13 protein-coding genes and 4 pseudogenes are annotated in these 16,019 nt (G+C 46.8%); 5 read left to right on the top strand and 12 right to left on the bottom strand.

The genetic code is table 11. From position 1 onward, the window contains the following. The first annotated feature begins 77 nt into the window (after positions 1-77). Positions 78-1,412, top strand: coding sequence for a type I glutamate--ammonia ligase (glnA, locus tag WN59_RS05150; protein WP_017549783.1), 1,335 nt, complete (start codon positions 78-80; stop codon positions 1,410-1,412). Between the two features lie 156 nt (positions 1,413-1,568). Here glnA and WN59_RS13820 read toward each other — a convergent pair. Beyond that, positions 1,569-1,862, bottom strand: a pseudogene (locus tag WN59_RS13820) (adenylyltransferase/cytidyltransferase family protein); the annotation flags it as partial. A 107-nt stretch (positions 1,863-1,969) separates the two neighbouring features. Then, positions 1,970-2,358, bottom strand: a pseudogene (locus WN59_RS05140) (flavin reductase family protein). Between the two features lie 438 nt (positions 2,359-2,796). Here WN59_RS05140 and WN59_RS05135 point away from each other — a divergent pair. Continuing rightward, positions 2,797-3,021 (top strand): hypothetical protein, encoded by a 225-nt coding sequence (locus tag WN59_RS05135; protein ID WP_046513662.1) that lies wholly within the window; start codon positions 2,797-2,799, stop codon positions 3,019-3,021. Between the two features lie 336 nt (positions 3,022-3,357). Continuing rightward, positions 3,358-4,533 (top strand): tripartite tricarboxylate transporter TctB family protein, encoded by a 1,176-nt coding sequence (locus WN59_RS05130; protein ID WP_046513659.1) that lies wholly within the window; start codon positions 3,358-3,360, stop codon positions 4,531-4,533. Between the two features lie 125 nt (positions 4,534-4,658). Here WN59_RS05130 and WN59_RS05125 read toward each other — a convergent pair. The 5 genes and pseudogenes from WN59_RS05125 to WN59_RS05105 form a co-directional block, all read right to left on the bottom strand. Further along, positions 4,659-4,901: pseudogene (locus tag WN59_RS05125) on the bottom strand (MFS transporter); the annotation flags it as partial. After that, positions 4,891-5,586, bottom strand: a complete 696-nt coding sequence (locus WN59_RS05120; RefSeq protein ID WP_046513653.1) for an amino acid ABC transporter permease — start codon at positions 5,584-5,586, stop codon at positions 4,891-4,893. The gene WN59_RS05120 and the pseudogene WN59_RS05125, both read right to left, overlap by 11 nt. Continuing rightward, positions 5,579-6,301, bottom strand: coding sequence for an amino acid ABC transporter permease (locus WN59_RS05115; protein WP_046513650.1), 723 nt, complete (start codon positions 6,299-6,301; stop codon positions 5,579-5,581). Before WN59_RS05115 ends, WN59_RS05120 begins: the two co-directional genes overlap by 8 nt. 33 nt (positions 6,302-6,334) lie before the next feature. Then, positions 6,335-7,054: a transporter substrate-binding domain-containing protein gene (locus tag WN59_RS05110; RefSeq protein WP_231577121.1), complete on the bottom strand. Its 720-nt coding sequence runs from the start codon at positions 7,052-7,054 to the stop codon at positions 6,335-6,337. Positions 7,055-7,175: 121 nt separating this feature from the next. Continuing rightward, positions 7,176-7,919, bottom strand: a pseudogene (locus WN59_RS05105) (amino acid ABC transporter ATP-binding protein). Between the two features lie 177 nt (positions 7,920-8,096). On the opposite strand from WN59_RS05105, the gene WN59_RS05100 reads away from it, so the two are divergent. Then, the gene (locus WN59_RS05100) at positions 8,097-9,281 is read left to right on the top strand and encodes an acyl-CoA dehydrogenase family protein (protein WP_197073389.1); all 1,185 of its coding nucleotides are present in this window, start codon (positions 8,097-8,099) and stop codon (positions 9,279-9,281) included. 162 nt (positions 9,282-9,443) lie between these two features. Further along, positions 9,444-10,631, top strand: coding sequence for an RNA polymerase factor sigma-54 (locus WN59_RS05095; RefSeq protein WP_046513642.1), 1,188 nt, complete (start codon positions 9,444-9,446; stop codon positions 10,629-10,631). A gap of 70 nt (positions 10,632-10,701) precedes the next feature. Here the strand turns inward: WN59_RS05095 and WN59_RS05090 are convergent, their stop codons facing one another. From WN59_RS05090 to WN59_RS05070, 5 genes are read right to left on the bottom strand one after another with little or no spacing between them, the layout of a single operon-like run. Continuing rightward, on the bottom strand, positions 10,702-11,583 hold the full coding sequence (locus WN59_RS05090; RefSeq protein ID WP_046514340.1) for a dihydrodipicolinate synthase family protein: 882 nt from the start codon (positions 11,581-11,583) through the stop codon (positions 10,702-10,704). After that, positions 11,567-13,015: a Na+/H+ antiporter NhaC gene (gene nhaC, locus WN59_RS05085; protein WP_046513638.1), complete on the bottom strand. Its 1,449-nt coding sequence runs from the start codon at positions 13,013-13,015 to the stop codon at positions 11,567-11,569. The genes WN59_RS05090 and nhaC overlap by 17 nt, the downstream gene beginning before the upstream one ends. A gap of 15 nt (positions 13,016-13,030) precedes the next feature. Next, complete coding sequence (locus WN59_RS05080; protein ID WP_046513634.1) at positions 13,031-13,780, bottom strand: hypothetical protein; 750 nt, start codon at positions 13,778-13,780, stop codon at positions 13,031-13,033. A gap of 10 nt (positions 13,781-13,790) precedes the next feature. Continuing rightward, entirely contained in the window at positions 13,791-14,792 is a 1,002-nt protein-coding gene (locus tag WN59_RS05075; RefSeq protein WP_046513630.1) for a proline racemase family protein, read from the bottom strand. Then, entirely contained in the window at positions 14,789-15,967 is a 1,179-nt protein-coding gene (locus WN59_RS05070) for an NAD(P)/FAD-dependent oxidoreductase (RefSeq protein WP_046513628.1), read from the bottom strand. Before WN59_RS05070 ends, WN59_RS05075 begins: the two co-directional genes overlap by 4 nt. Between the last annotated feature and the right edge of the window lie 52 nt (positions 15,968-16,019).

Here is a 16,019-nt window from a genome sequence, read left to right as displayed (position 1 = left end):
ATGGGTATATAAGTATTTGTGCGCTCGAAAGTTTTAAGTGTACAATATCTTCAATAATATGGGGGCGTGTTAAAGATATGGATGAGTATTCAAGGGATGACATTTTAAGGATTGCTGAATCAGAGAATGTGAGGTACGTCAGACTGCAGTTCACCGATATTCTGGGGACAATCAAGAATGTGGAGATACCGACGACCCAGCTGGGCAAGGCACTGGATGGTGAAATGATGTTTGATGGATCCTCAATCGAAGGGTTTGTCCGGGTGGAAGAGTCTGACATGTACCTTAAACCTGATTTCAACACCTGGAGGATTTTCCCTTGGTCGGATGATAATGCAAAATCCGCAAGATTGATCTGTGATGTATATGATATCGACGGCCAGCCTTTTGAAGGCGATCCGAGATCGAATTTGAAAAAGGTCATCCAGGAGATGGAGGATATGGGTTACACTTCCTTCAACCTGGGGCCCGAACCGGAATTCTTCCTCTTCAAGCTGGACAGCGAAGGGAATCCGACAACTGAGATGAATGATGAAGGCGGTTATTTTGACCTTGCACCGATCGACACCAGTGAGGACTGCAGGCAGGAGATTGCAAGGACACTTGAAGAGATCGGATTTGAGGTGGAGATGTCACACCATGAAGCCGGCCCGAGCCAGCATGAAATCAGCTTCAAATATGCAGATGCGGTGACTGCATGCGACAACATACAGACTTTCAAGCTTGTTGCAAAGACGATTGCACGCAAACACCATATGCATGCAACGTTCATGCCGAAGCCGCTCTATGGCATTGCCGGAAACGGAATGCACTTCAACGTCTCCCTGTTCAAGCAAAGTACGAATGTATTCTTTGATGACAGTGATGAATTCGGCCTGAGTGCTGATATGAGGCATTTCATGGCAGGCATACTCGATCATGCAAGAGGGTTCACGGCGGTCTGTAATCCACTGGTCAATTCATACAAGAGGCTCCAGTCCGGATTCGAGGCACCAAAATATATCGCATGGAGCGGCAGGAACCGTACGCCGCTCCTCAGAATCCCGTCTGCCAGAGGACCGGCGACAAGGGCTGAGGTAAGGTCGCTCGACCCGTCAGCCAACCCTTACCTCGCCACAGCAGCGGTATTGAAGGCCGGACTCGACGGCATCCGTCAGGAACTTGACCTCGATACACCGGTCAACCAGAATATATATAAGATGAGCCAAAAAGAACGCGAGATCGAAAATGTGGAAGACCTGCCGACGACACTCTATACCGCGCTCAAGGCACTGAAGGAAGACGAAGTGATCCAGGATGCACTGGGCGAACACATATACAAGCAGTTCCATAAGAACAAACTGGTTGAGTGGAACGCCTACAGTTCGCAGATTTCCCAATGGGAAATCGATGAATATTTGAAGAACTACTGACACATTAAACTCTCCCGGAATCGATTCCGGGAGAGTTTTGCATTCATTATGAGAATATGACTTCCACTTCACCGAGACCCTCGAAAGTCGCTTTAAAACTGTCCCCCGCCCCTTTAAGCCATAGGAGAAATCAAAGCCTGCCACTGCATGAACGGTGCCCAACTTCTCCAGATATTCCCGAACAAATTCGCCGGGACCCAGGGAAGCGAATACCTTCGTAAACTTTACGGTATAGAAACGGTCGACCCCCATCTTCTCAAGCACACGCGCCTTTTACTCAAGCGGCATCAGATAGTCGACACGCTTTTTTCCATTTGAAATGACGGTCTTCTGATGCGGGAAAAAGCTCATCACATCAAGTGAAGCATCACGTTTTTCTGCTTGCCGCTTTGCCTCTGCGATCACTTTCTGATGTCCCCGGTGCACCCCGTCAAAAAAACCGAGTGGCATCACATTTTTACTGGATTTACGCTGCCATGCCTTCAAATTCATATCATCAACATAAATGATTTCCATCTGATCCGCCTCCCCTTTGAGAAATTCCTGCATATCCGGCGTTATTTCGCCACTGCTTCCAGCGCTTCGAGCCTTCTGTACTTGCCGCAGTTGAAGATGAGCGGCTCCCCCTCTTTCAGTACGAGATCGTTCACTTTGCCGATGAACAGCACATGATCCCCTTCCGTGTGCTCATTGTATACTTCGCATGACAGCTGGCACAGTGCATCTTTTATGACCGGCGCCTCACCCAGGCAGTCGAATTCAAATTGATCTTCAACTCCTTCTGTCCGGCAAACCGCATGGAATCCTCCTGCTGCTCACAGGACAGGACGTTGACCGAGAACGTTCCGCTCTGACGGATCCTGTCCAGCATTTTCGCCTGGTCCCCGATTGAAATGACGATAAGCTTCGGGTCCAGTGACACCGACATGAATGCATTGGCAGTCATGCCATACACTTCACCTTCCACCTCTGCTGCGATAACGTTCACGCCTGTTGCGAATTTCCCATTGCATTCCTGAACTGACGATCATCCATTATAATTTCCCCCCTTACTATTGAGTGCCCGGTTTCCGGACGTCATATGAATCCATTCAGTTTCCGTGCTGCCAATCATGTAATCCAACATTATTATTCTGAATTTACAGATAATTGTTTGCAAAAAATGCGCTGAACTCTTATAATGAAATCGATTCCAAAATGAATGATGTTTAAGGTACTGTGACTGAAGCACTTCTGAATAGGTTAACTAAATGCTATCATCCGGCTGCGTTATTTATAACCTATGATAAATAGCAAATTATGATAATTATTAGCATGAAATATGATATTTTTCCGAATTTTCGGATGATTCATGGGCTATTTCAAACCTAAGGAGTGCATGGGGATGAGTATGATACCGAAGAAAAACAGATTACGCGATGTTTTTGAGATGCCGAAGGAACAGACAAGGAAGATGTTCCACGACCGGATGGTCAGCATACCGGTCCCTGCCCTGTCAGATTTAAAGCGCGAATTGATTGCAAGTATAGGAGAAGAACGTTCTAAAGTGTCGTTCAATTTCGTCACTAAACGGGAACCATCGCTTCAGAAGGAATTCTGCCGCCAATAATCTCATCAAATTTTTGGGTGGGTGCTTTGTCATACAATTTTGGAACGCTATAAAGCTGTCTTGTCGTATAGTAGTCATAAGGAGCACTCCTTCAGTATTTTCATGGTTCTTTTGACACTTAAAAAATTTGGGGCGGCGCTTTTTTCAGCCCTTACCCGTCAAGGGCTGAGGATTGGGTACAGTTTTACAGTCCTTAATTATATCTATAAGCGGATACAAAGAATTTTTTGGCATAATGGTTTAATTATATGTTTAAATCATTTAAAATCATCCATAACGTCAACAAAAACAGGTTATAAAAAGATATGTTGAAAATACAAGAAAAGGAGGTACTATATGGAATCCAAGACTTTAGGGTTGATTACGGCACCAGGATTGGCAAAAAGGATGGTCAAAGATTTGAAAGAGGAACTTCCCGAACTTCTCAAGTATTATGTTAAAGATGATTATGAATGGGAAGTCATCCCCTTCGAAGATACTCTGACGGGGGGAACGAATGATTCCAGGGAAATCCTTAAAAGAGCTCGTAGCACAAAAGAAGATAAGAACTGGGACTATTCAATCGCACTTACTGATCTCCCTCTCTTCAGTGGTAAAAAAACTGTCATTGCTGAAGTTTTGAATGATGACAATGTTGGAATAATCAGTCTCCCCGGGCTCGGAATGACTCCCTTGTACAAGAGAATACGGGAAGGCATCCTTCAGCTTATGAATGAAATATATCACGGCAGTTCTTCTTCTGACCGCAGAGACGCTGAATCAAGAATACAGAGTAAAGATGAAGGTCAATATGATGAAGTGCGGGGACAAAGATCAGACCGCCTGATGGGCAAACGGTTTTTTGAATCTATATTTCCGCTGAAACGTGAAACAACACAGGAGGATGAAAGCATCAATGTCCGGTTCATAGCCGGGTCGCGTACAAGGGGCACAATCCGTCTCGTCTCCGGCATGGTGAACGCAAACCGCCCCTGGGAAATGTTCCCGGCGTTCATAAAAGTTCTTGTCATAGCTTTCACCACTGGTGCTTATGCTTTGGTATTCCCTACGCTATGGACCCTCAGCAGTTATTATACGAATTTTCGTTTGATACTTCTGATGGTCATTGCCATTCTCGCACTCGTCGGATGGATCATCATTGCCCATAATCTGTGGGAAGGCAAAAAAGATGAAAAAGCATCGTTCATCCGGAGAATATATAATGCAACGACATTCTTCTCGCTGCTTTTCGCAGTAGTCATGTATTATTTACTGTTATTCATACTCTTTTCCCTGACCACGTTCTTGTTCATTCCAGGTGCACAGTTGGAATCACAACTTCAGACTGATACCGGCCCGGCTAAGTACTTCTACATCGCATGGACCGCCACCAGCATCGCCACAATCATCGGTGCACTCGGTTCCGTGTTCGAGAATGAAAGTGTTGTTCTCGACAGCATGTATGGCTACCGCCAGCGACAGAGGCAGAATGAGATGAGACAGAAGAGAGAAGAAGATAAGCAGAAAGACTGATTGTAAAGTTACTGTGTTACAAACACCTTCTTATATCCATTAGATAATTCAAGCAAAAAAGAAGGACTGCCATCACCCTCATCAGGCATGGCAATCCTTCTTTTTTTGATCGAATTGTGCTACTTTTACTTCACCCAAACCGCTTCCAGTTCTTCGAGTGTCTTGCCTTTTGTTTCAGGGACAAACTTCCAGACGAAGACTCCGGAAAAGACACACATCAATGCGTAGAAGCCGTATGTCATTGAACTGCTCATTTCCATCATGAATGGATAGAAGGAAGTGATTGTGAAGTTTGCCAGCCATTGCACTGCAACTGGGGCTGGGACATTTGTCCCAGCCTCTTTTCTAATCCTGTTTCTAAACATATCCTCTTCTCATTCTATTCTCCAGTCTGTTCATCAGGTACGTCAGCAGCCCACAGATTGCCCAGAACACGAGTGCTGCGGCGACAAAGGCTTCCAGATAGCTGAATGTCTGTGCCCCGACGAGCCTTGCCTGGGCGAAGATATCGACCACGGTCACCAGGAATGCAAGTGACAATGCTTTGATGATGATCAGAAATGCGTTCATGGTGTCGGGCAATGCCTCTGTCATCACCTGCGGCACGATGACTTTCCTCAACGTCTGTGTCGTACTGTATCCGAGCGACTGTGCCGCTTCTATCTGGTCTTTATCCAGTGAGTGCAGAGCGCCTCTGATAATCTCTGATTGGAATACTGAATAGCAGATGCTGAAGGTCACGATGACAACAGCGGCGGAATTCAGGGATGCCGGGTCGAAAGCCACACCGAATAATGACAGGAAATACGAAGCGGCCAGCGGCAGCGAATAATACACCAGATACAGAAGTACTACATTCGGTGTTCCCCTGAGGAATGACTGCAGCACATCGAGGATCTGTTTGATGACAGGGATGTTCAGGCTCTGGATATAAGTGAGTATGGCACCGAGCATGAATGACAGTAAGAGAATGATCAATGCCAGAAGCAGTGTTTTGGGTACGACCTTGATGATTTCAACCAGACTTTCGAAGACTGTCATGATATCAAACATTGTATCCTGCCTCCCTCGTCATATCATAACCGGTCCTTCTGAGCACTCGCCTCTTCCTCTTTTCCAAATATCTGATGAGCTGCTCTGAGGCGAATGATATGCCCCAATAGATGAATGCCACTGTCAGGAAGACCTCCACCTGCTGCATGCCGAATGACCCTGAACTGATGATGGTCGCAAGTCCCATGATGTCCACGACACCGATGGCGAACACGAGAGAACTGTCATGGATCAGATGGATGAGTGCGTTACCCAGACCCGGCAGAGCAATGGGCGTCATCTGCGGAAGGATTATCCTGGTGAACTTCTGAAGTCCATTGTATCCGAGGCTGTCCGCCGCTTCATGCTGCCCTTTTTCTATTGCCATGTATGCCGGTCTGATCACCTCCGACATATATGCACCGTTATATATTATCAGGCAGACGATTGCAGCCGTCACCGCACTTATATTGCTTACATTGAATCCAAGCATCTGGAGGAACACCGGAATCCCGAAAAAGAACAGGAACAGCTGCAGCAGAATGGGGATGCTTCTTGTAAAAGATATATACAGGTCGGTCATGAAATTGAGCACCGGCACTTTCTTTATCCTCACTGCTGCCACAAATATGCTCAATAAAAACCCGGCAACTGCTGAGACCACTACGATGAGCAGTGTCACCGGGATGACCGATAGAAATTCCGGCAGGATTCCGATCATATATTGAAGATCCACTATTCACCCTCCTATCCATGCGCCGTCCGTAAATTATTCGTACTGGAAGATGCCCTCTCCGTAAAACTCATTGGAAATATCGGACAATATCCCATCACCTTTCAGTTCCGCCAGAGCTTCCCCGACCTGTTCGTTCAGCTCGGCATTTTCATCGGAGTCGTGAATCATGAAATAGGTCAGATTCACTTCAACGGGTTCGGTTATATGTATGTCCAGTCCACCCTCTTCGATAATTTCATCCTGCCCGAGATTGGAAGGATTGACGAATGCATCATATGTACCCGTATCGACTTGCTTCAGCCGGTCGGAAGTGGGGGTGCCGCCGTCGGACGTTTCGAAATCAATCTGATTATCCGGATGCCCCTCGTTGTAGGCTGTCAACAAGTTGAAGACCCCTCCGGTCGGTGTCACAGGTGCCACTTTTTTCCCTGCAAGATCATCAAGTGTTTCAATCTCACCGTCCATGTTACCGGTCGCATAGATTTTCATAAGGCTGAAGCCGTTATGTTCAGATGGAATCAGATAACTGTCTTCACGCTCTTCAGACAGGATCAGTCCCTGTGCAATCATGTCATATTGCCCGGTATTCAGACCGATTTCTGCTGCACTGTCACTCGTGCCCTGTATATTGAATTCATAGTCTTCCAGTTTCTCGTCGACTTCTTTTAAGATTTCAACTTCATAGCCGGTCAGTTCACCGTCTTCACCCGTATAGCTGAGTGGTTTCGATGACGAAGGCACAGCCACTTCCACTGTTCTTGTTCCATTTTCATCGGCTGTGGCATTTCCTTCAGCCTCACTGCCGCAGCCGGCAAGAGCGCTCCTGCGAGTGCTGTAAACAATAATAATTTTTTCATCATCTATTCTCCCGTCCTTAATGAACAGCTGTATAGAATTTATTCAAAAACTGCTGTGTCCTGGTGTTAGTCGATTGACTGAAAATTTCTTCCGGGGTGCCCGATTCAGCAATCCGGCCCTTATCCATGAACACGATCTTGTCTGATATATCCCGTGCAAACGACATTTCATGCGTCACCAGCATTATGGTCATGCCTGATTTCGCCACTTCCTCGATGGATTTCAACACTTCGCCGACCAGTTCAGGGTCCAGCGCTGAAGTCGGTTCATCAAAAAGTATGACTTCAGGTTCCACTGCAAGCGCCCTGGCAATGCTGACACGCTGCTGCTGTCCACCGGACAGCTGGCTGGGATACGCATCCACTTTTGCTTCGAGTCACACCCTCTTCAATTATTGCATGCTTTTTTCATAGGCTTCCTTCCTGGATTTTTTCTGCACAACCATCTGGGCATCCATCACGTTTTCAATCGCCGTCTTATTTTTAAAAAGGTTGTATTGCTGAAATACCATCGCTGTTTTCCTTCTGAGGTTCAGCGCCTCCTTTTTACTGATCCTGCTGTAATCATAGTCCAGGCCACCAAGGGAGATAAATCCGCTGTCCGGCCTTTCAAGAAGGTTGATGCACCGGATCAGACTCGTTTTCCCTGTGCCGCTGGGGCCGATCAGTTTAACGACTTCACCCTTTTTCACATCAAGATTGATATCATCCAGTACCTGACTGCCATCAAATGACAATTTCAGATCTCTTAAACTAAGCATAATGTCACCCGCTGTATATGTATCCTGAACAATTTAAATATACGCTTCATTATAAACTCTATAACCTACTTGTTAAGTAGGGATTGATCAAACCCCGTCTATTGAAATCATATGTCGAATAATGTAATAATAGAATAATTCATAGTATAATTGTGGGTTTTTGAGAGGAGTCATAATGTGGGTACATTACAGGAAATTGATATGAAAGAACGGCTGGAACTCATGGAGGAGACAGCCAGCAGATTCAGTGATACTTCGAGGGAGCATGATGAGAATGTCACCTTCCCCTTCGAGAATTTCGAAGCCTTGAAGAAAATCGGCTATCCGCAGGTGACCATCCCGAAAGAGTACGGCGGTGGCGGCATCTCTTTATGGGAAATGCTGAAACATCAGGAGATCATCGCCAAGTATGACGGGGCGACTGCCCTGTCAATCGGCTGGCACATGGGCATCATCATGGACCTTGGAGAGAAAAAGTCCTGGGATGAGGAAAAATACCGGAAAGTTGCGGAGGATGTGATTGAAAACGGAGCACTCATCAATAATCTTGCGACGGAACCCGCAACAGGGAGCCCGACCAGGGGGGGCAGACCTGAAACGTCCGCCCGGAAGGATGGCGGCAAATACATCCTCAACGGCAAAAAGACATTTGCCACACTGGCCCCCATCCTTAAATACGCTGTCGTCAGTGCCACCATCGAAGAGACGGGTGAAGTCGGAAATTTCGTCGTGGATACCGATCTCAAAGGCGTACATGTCGATGAAACATGGAACTCAGTGGCCATGCGGGCCTCCGGCAGCCATGATTTCATAATGGATGATGTCGAAGTGGAGGAAGAAGACCTCGTCTCCTTCAGGACACCCGGCAGGAAATCACCGGCGGGGTGGCTGCTGCACATACCGGTATGCTACCTCGGCATTGCACGCGCAGCACAGGAAGCTGCTGTGAGGTTTGCATCAGTCTATTCCCCCAACAGCATCAAAGGGACCATTTCAGAACTGCCCAATGTACAGGAAAAGCTCGGCCGCGTTGAACTGATGCTTCTCGAGGCGGAACACTTCCTTTATTCCGTAGCAAGAAAATGGGATGAAAGTGACGAAGATGCAAGACAGCAGATGGGCAGCGAACTCGGCGCCGTCAAGACATCCATCGTCAACAAGGCAGTCGAAGCCGTCGACCTTGCCATGAGAGTCGTCGGAGCGAAAAGCCTCTCTGCAGACAATGAACTTCAGCGGCACTACCGGAACGTCCGGGCAGGACTCCACAACCCGCCGATGGACGACATGGTCATCATCGGACTCGCCAAGGGATCGATCGAGCGTATTAAGGACACAGAAAGAGAAACAAGTGGTATACAGTGAAATCCGGGCACCTGGGAATGATTCGTCATTCCCGGGATTTTTATTATTCAATTTTTAACTCATTGTAAATTTTCACATAATTTGTTTTGTTATATAGAATACCTCCAAATCCTGTGCTACTATGTATTAAACACTTCATACAGCGCAAAGGGGGCATTCAAAATGATAAATCTGGATACATTTGTTGCAAATGAACTCGGTATTTCATTGAATAATTTCATTTATAATTCCATCAGCGTTTTCAAGTACGACAGGCGTGAATTGAATGATTACATTACAAACAAATGTGATGAAAATCCGCTGGTCTACATAGATGAAGATAAACTTCCGCTCTCCGCCATCTCATCCAGAAGCGAAGACTCCCCGGGCATCCTCTCCGAACTGTCCACCCATTTCAACTGTACGCTCGATGACCGCAGGAGGGAAACAATGCAATTCATTCTGCACTCTCTGAGTCCATCCGGTTTTTTGGAAGCGCATCCAAAAGAGGTTTCTAGCATCTCCGGTGCGCCTCCCGGAGAAGTAGATGAACTGCTGGAGCTGCTGAAAGCATACGAGGATAAGGGGATCGGATGCACAGATGTCTATGATTTCCTGGCTTTTCAATTAAAAAATCAAGGTATATATGATGAAAAACTATTCAACGTATTCATGTCGAACCTCGACTCCATCAACAGGGGCAATTTTGATTTTCTCGAGAACAATGCCAGGCATGAGCTGTTGGCGTATGTCCAGCTCATCACTGAGTGCTGCATCCTCTCCCCGATAGATGGAGGAGAATCTGAATATCTGGAACCGGATGCCACCATCTCCATGGATAGAAATACCTTCAGTATCAGCATCAACGACTATCTGTCTGACTGCATCACATTCGAACCATTTGAAGTACAGCCGGATGACAAGGATTTCAAAAAGAAGATGGAGAAATACAGGCAGGATTACGAAGAACTGGCTTCGATTCTGAATGCCAGGAAAATGTATCTGAGCAGTGTATTGACAATCATTGCGAACACACAGAAATCTTTTCTGATGGGCGAGGCCGATTACCTCAACCCACTCGACCAGAATGATCTAGCCAAGTCGACTTCTTTGAGCCCCGCCACAATCAGCAGGCTTCTCGCCAACAAATTCATCGCTACATCGAAGGGGACTCTGCCGATCAAGTCTCTATTGTCGAAAAAATGCTGCAACGGCACCTCCGTCAGCTATGCGATGCATCTGATCAGAAATTTTTCAGGGTTTGAAAAAATGTCGGACAGTAAAATTTCAAGGAAACTGGGAGAACTTGGTGTGAATCTCTCCAGAAGAACCGTGAACAAATATAAAAATGAGATATTAAGTCAAAATTAAAGGAGTAGTCCAAGGGGAACGGACTACTCCTTTCTCTATGTGTCATACGGGGATAGTGCTCTGTGCGTTGCTAATCCAGTTTTTCCATCAGGGACTTCAGCTGACTGACCTCGTCATCGGTGAGCCCCAGGCGCGGCTTTCTGGACGGCCCGCCGTTCAGACCTTTCAGATCCATCGCCTTTTTGACGATCTGAACATACTTGCCGGAGTCCTCCAGGAACTCACAGAGGGGCAGCAGATCTTTATTGAGTGCCTTCGCTTCATCGTACTTGCCGGCCTTCACCAGCTCATACAGTTTGGCCGCGCTGTTCGGTGCAATGTTGGCTGCCACGGACACCCAGCCCGTCGCCCCCTGCACGAATGATTCGAATGCCAGATCATCCGAGCCGCAGAACAGTACAAGATCCGCATTATCTGCGATGGCCCGGACTTTGCGGATGTCCCCGCTGGACTCTTTGATGTACTGCACTTTATCGAGTTCTTTATCAATCTTATAAATCGTTTCATTTTCCAGATCGATATTTGCAGTGAATGGATTGTTGTACATCATGATCGGTTTTGTCACCTGGTCATTGACATCCTTGAACTGATGGAACGCCTCTTCCTCCGTCGGCGTCTGATAGAAGGAGTTGATGAGCAGCAGGCCGTCCGCATGATTGTCTTCCGCATGATTCGCATACTCGATGACCTTGCTTGTCCGCTCGTCGGCGATGCCCACCAAAAGCTTCGTATCGGTATCCTTCACCATCGGGCCCACCAGCTCCACGATCTGTTTCTTCTCTGCCTCGTCCAGTGAAGCAAACTCGCCGGTGCTGCCGACGATGACAATCCCGGCCGCGTTCTGGTCCAGATAATACTGGACGTTCTCTTTCATTCCGTTGTAATTCACGCTGTAATCCTCATGCATCGGTGTGATCAGTACGGGGAATGCCCCTTCAAACTGTTTTTTCATAGGTTTCATATCCTCCATTTTCTTCATGATCTTCATCCTTCGCTTTTTCATGATCATCTTTCTCCATTATGAATAATCCGAAATAACCGTATATCAGTGAAATTATTATCACTAAAAATCCATACCAGAAAAATGGCAGGTACGCTAATGTCGCTACGCCGAGCGTGGTTGCCATGAAAACACCGCCATCAGACCACGGCACCATGGGAGTGGTTACTGTTCCTCCGGCTTCAACGTTTCTTGACAGCAGTGTGCGGCTGACATTTTTACGGTTATAGTTCTCTTCTGTGATTTTGGTGCCGGTAAGTAAAGAAACATAGGCTGCCCCACCAAAGAATACACCGAAGAATGATGCCAGCATCGTTGTAAGCGTAAGATTTCCGGTATTGTTCGCCCATTTGGCGAACAGGTTGCCAATCACTGTAAATGCACCGATTGACTGAAGTAAACCTCCAACGCCCAAAGCCAGAATGATCAGTAGGATGACTTCGAGCATGAATGTGATTCCGCCTCGGTTGAGCAGATTATCTATAAATGCGATGCCCGTACTCTGCTCACTGCCTGAATATAAGGTCTGGATCGCTTCTATGAATCCGTAGCCCTGGAACAAGGTCGCCCATAAACTGCCCAGTAATGCACCAAATAGGATGACTGGAACTGACGGCAACTTAAACGCCAGCATAACGATGACTACCACTGCTGGAATCAGCATCATCCATGACACATTGAAATTCTGCTCCAGACCTGTCAGTGTATTTTCAGCAATCGACAGATCCCCCCGGCCATCGTACATGACTGCACCCACAATCCAGTAAAGAACCGCTGAAATTATAAACGCTGGTATCGATACGAATGACATGGACTTAATATGCCTGAAAAGATCCACTCTTGAGAGCGAAGCTGTCATTACAGTTGTATCTGACAAGGGCGACATCTTATCTCCTACATAGCACCCGGAAATGACTGCTCCCGCAACTAGATAAGTCGGAAGCCCGAAGCTTTCCCCGATACCCATCATCGCAATACCCGCTGTACCTGCAGAACCAAATGAAGTCCCTGTGGAAAGTGCAGTAATCGCACAAATAATCATGGCAGCCATCAGAAAGATACTTGGACTGATAATATTCAAACCATAATAAATCATCGTCGGCACTACCCCGCCGGCAATCCAGGAACCGATCAGGGCGCCGACCGCAATAAGTATCAGAATTGCCCCCATGCCTTCATAGATACCTTTTAAAAGTCCTTTTTCCATTTCCAGATAATTGTGGCCAAGGTACACCCCAAAGCCCAGTATCACAAACCAGACTACAAGTAGAGCCAGTTGTATCGGCAATTTCAAAATAACTATAAAACCAAACATTATGACAACAAACAGCCCGAGTATCGTGAGCAAGACACCGAGACTCGGCAGTTTCTTTTTCTTTGTCATATTAATCCCCCTTAATTATTTAATGACAAACCCTTCTGTATATATATCAGTGTGATCGATGTAGAACTGTGAATTCGATATCAACTGATATGTATGTTTGAACTTGCCATTTTGGATTTTGATATCATCCCAATTCAATGTTGTTATTCCCTCAGGTCTCGCTTCTCTGTTTAAAAGAGAAATCACCTCTATGATTGGATAAGGCAGGATATCATTGTTCTTATTCGCTGTTGCATGTTTCCCCTCATTGTTTAAAATCAGATAATCATAAGTACTGTCATTCAGTTTTTCAATTTCCTTTTTGATCGAAGTAATATATTGAATATCCATATGCAGCCCGGTTTCCACCAGTTTTATCTTTTTGTGATTCACTTCATATAAACCATCAGTCAAACCGACCTCATATAATGGCGTTTCAATGAGCTCATTTTGGCCATATTTCTTCGTTCGGCCGTTGAAGTCCAGAGAGTAGCTTTCCTTTTTTTCAATCCGGCCCCGGTCGACCAATGATGAAACAAATGATTTCAACAGAACATCTTCGTTTTCAATACCGGTGATTGAATCAAGAGTGACTGTCAAACTTCCCGAAACTTCATCTTCATGAAAAATCAGCAGATTCATATATTTACTTCCTCTCGGCTCGTTCAGAAGCAATTTTTTTACATCGAATCCTTCAGGTCCCGCCCTCAGCTCGTTTTTTTCAATTACCCGCAGAAGCTGGCCATGTATGTGGATGTCATAGCTGTTCACTGTTTTCACAATCATATTTTCACCCCTATATATCCGGTATCAGCAAATAGCCATTTTGTAATGGATCTGATTCATTCATATAAAAATCATGCCTGCCCATGATCCAGGCGGAACCGGTAATCGACACTTTGTTGAATGTGATGCCATTTTCTTCTTTAGAGCTGATGAGCCGTGCCTTGAACTGTGATCCTGTAATACTTTCATGAATAAAGAGATCATTCTCACTGATCCTGCCCTCTTTATACAAAGTCGCGACTTTCGCACAAGTGCCTGTCCCGCACGGTGAACGGTCGATACCGCCAGGCGGAACGACCACAGTGTTCCTGACCACCTCTCCCTCTTCATACAATTCCATATGTGTCAGCTTATTGATGAAGGGATATTCAGGATGCCTGACGTCATGTTCACTGTTGATGACATCCCGCAATTCCATTGCGGCCGCCACAATACCCTCGGAATTTGCGATATCGAGTGACAAGCCTAAATCTTCCGCCCTGATGATCCCGTAGAAATTACCGCCGTACGCTATGTCACACCTTACATTCCGGCCTTCAAACAGGACATCGACCGTTTTTAAATGAAAGGATTCCGTGCTGACAAAAGTTACTTCTTCAACTTTACCGTTTTCCACTTTGCATTTTGCTTCAACGACACCCGCAGGCGTATCAAGCACGACGGATGTAAACGGTTCTTGCCGCTCCACATATCCCATTTCGACTAAAGCAGTGCACGTCCCGATCGTGTCATGTCCGCACATCGGAAGATAGCCGCCCGTCTCTATGAATATCACACTGTAGTCCGCTTCCGGCCGCAAAGCCGGCAGCAGAATCGTACCACTCATGACATCATGGCCCCGCGGCGGATTCACAAGGAATTTCCTGATATGATCATGGTTCTCTTTCATGTCGAGCATCTTTTCCTGGATGGTATCCCCCGCGAGCTCCGACATTCCGGCCAGGACAGTACGTGTCGGATTTCCGCCGGTATGGGTATCCAGTGTGATAAACTGCTTGCTGTTTTGATTCATGCGTGCACCTCCCTGAACCTGTTGATGTCAAGCGGACTGATGTCGTCCTCGAGTGAGTCTGTCACCATCTGGGATACCCAGAGTCCGGTTATTGCCGACAGCCCGATGCCGTCTCCCTCATGCCCGGCTGCAATGTAGAAGCCCGGAATCTTCGTTTCGGACAGGACGGGCAGATGGTCCGGCGTCCACGGCCGGAGGCCGGCATAGCTGCGGATGATATTCATATCCTTCATCTGCGGGAAATATTCGATGGCCCGACGGGCGATAAGCTGGATGATCCTATGATCCACTTTTGTGTCAAAACCCGTGAACTCCCGGCTGCTTCCGAGCAGGAAATTCTGGCTCTCGGTCGCCTCATGGACGAGCGCGATGCCGTAGTCGTTCATCTCCTTCGATGCCTTGCGTTCCTTGCCGAACTTCGTCATCAGATAGCCGAATTCCTGAATTTTACGCGTTCCCATAAGTTCCGAGCGGGATGCCACAAGAATGTGACCTTTCCTCGGTTTGATCGGAACATCCATGCCGACCATATTCGCAACTTTCGGGGCATGGACACCGGCGGCGTTGATGACCTTCCTCGTTTTGAATACATCCCCGTGGGAAAACACTTTGAAGTTCCCATCATGCGTCTGCTCAACATCCGTCACCGGGGTGTTCTCAAATAATGAAAAGTCATATTTCTTCGCCTGGTGGACCAGTGCAAAAGTAAGCATGTAAGGGTTCACCGTCGAATCGTTCGTACATTCGATGCCGCCGACAAGATGATCGGAAAAATATTTGGAGTCATTTTTCAGGTCCTCCTTCGTCAGTTTCCTGAAAAATTCATCCTCACCATTTTCAGCATTATGCAGGTCCACCCACTCATGTGCCTGTTCGAGTTCATCGTCATCCGCACACAGGAAGATGCTGCCGGGATCCCGGAATTCAAACTTCATTTCCAATTCTCCGGACAGCTCGCTGATCAGAGCCTGGCTCTTTATCGCCATCCGGCTGTCGAACCCGGGTTCCTTATCGATCAGCAGCACATTCCCATCGCATTTGGAACTCGTACCTGAAGCGAGCGTACTCCCTTCCAGCAAAGCCACCTTCAATCCGGTTTTCGCCGTATAGTAGGCAATGCTTGCGCCAATGATTCCTCCGCCTATGATCAATACATCGTAAATGTCTCTGTTCAATGAATCACCCCACCTCCTTCAATTACTACTAAGAAAAAAGGATGCCAGCCTT

It is taken from the genome of Salinicoccus sediminis, assembly GCF_000986795.1.
Lineage (GTDB): Bacteria > Bacillota > Bacilli > Staphylococcales > Salinicoccaceae > Salinicoccus > Salinicoccus sediminis.
Note: the sequence above shows the minus strand (reverse complement) of the source record. Positions and strands in the feature narration are given on the sequence as shown.

Bases quoted from the DNA above. Each gene is read 5' to 3' on its own strand.
- glnA (WP_017549783.1), top strand. From the start codon at position 78: ATGGATGAGTATTCAAGGGATGACATTTTAAGGATTGCTGAATCAGAG.
- WN59_RS05135 (WP_046513662.1), top strand. From the start codon at position 2,797: ATGAGTATGATACCGAAGAAAAACAGATTACGCGATGTTTTTGAGATG.
- WN59_RS05130 (WP_046513659.1), top strand. From the start codon at position 3,358: ATGGAATCCAAGACTTTAGGGTTGATTACGGCACCAGGATTGGCAAAA.
- WN59_RS05120 (WP_046513653.1), bottom strand. From the start codon at position 5,586: ATGTTTGATATCATGACAGTCTTCGAAAGTCTGGTTGAAATCATCAAG.
- WN59_RS05095 (WP_046513642.1), top strand. From the start codon at position 9,444: ATGATAAATCTGGATACATTTGTTGCAAATGAACTCGGTATTTCATTG.
- WN59_RS05090 (WP_046514340.1), bottom strand. From the start codon at position 11,583: ATGAAAAAACAGTTTGAAGGGGCATTCCCCGTACTGATCACACCGATG.
- nhaC (WP_046513638.1), bottom strand. From the start codon at position 13,015: ATGACAAAGAAAAAGAAACTGCCGAGTCTCGGTGTCTTGCTCACGATA.
- WN59_RS05080 (WP_046513634.1), bottom strand. From the start codon at position 13,780: ATGATTGTGAAAACAGTGAACAGCTATGACATCCACATACATGGCCAG.
- WN59_RS05075 (WP_046513630.1), bottom strand. From the start codon at position 14,792: ATGAATCAAAACAGCAAGCAGTTTATCACACTGGATACCCATACCGGC.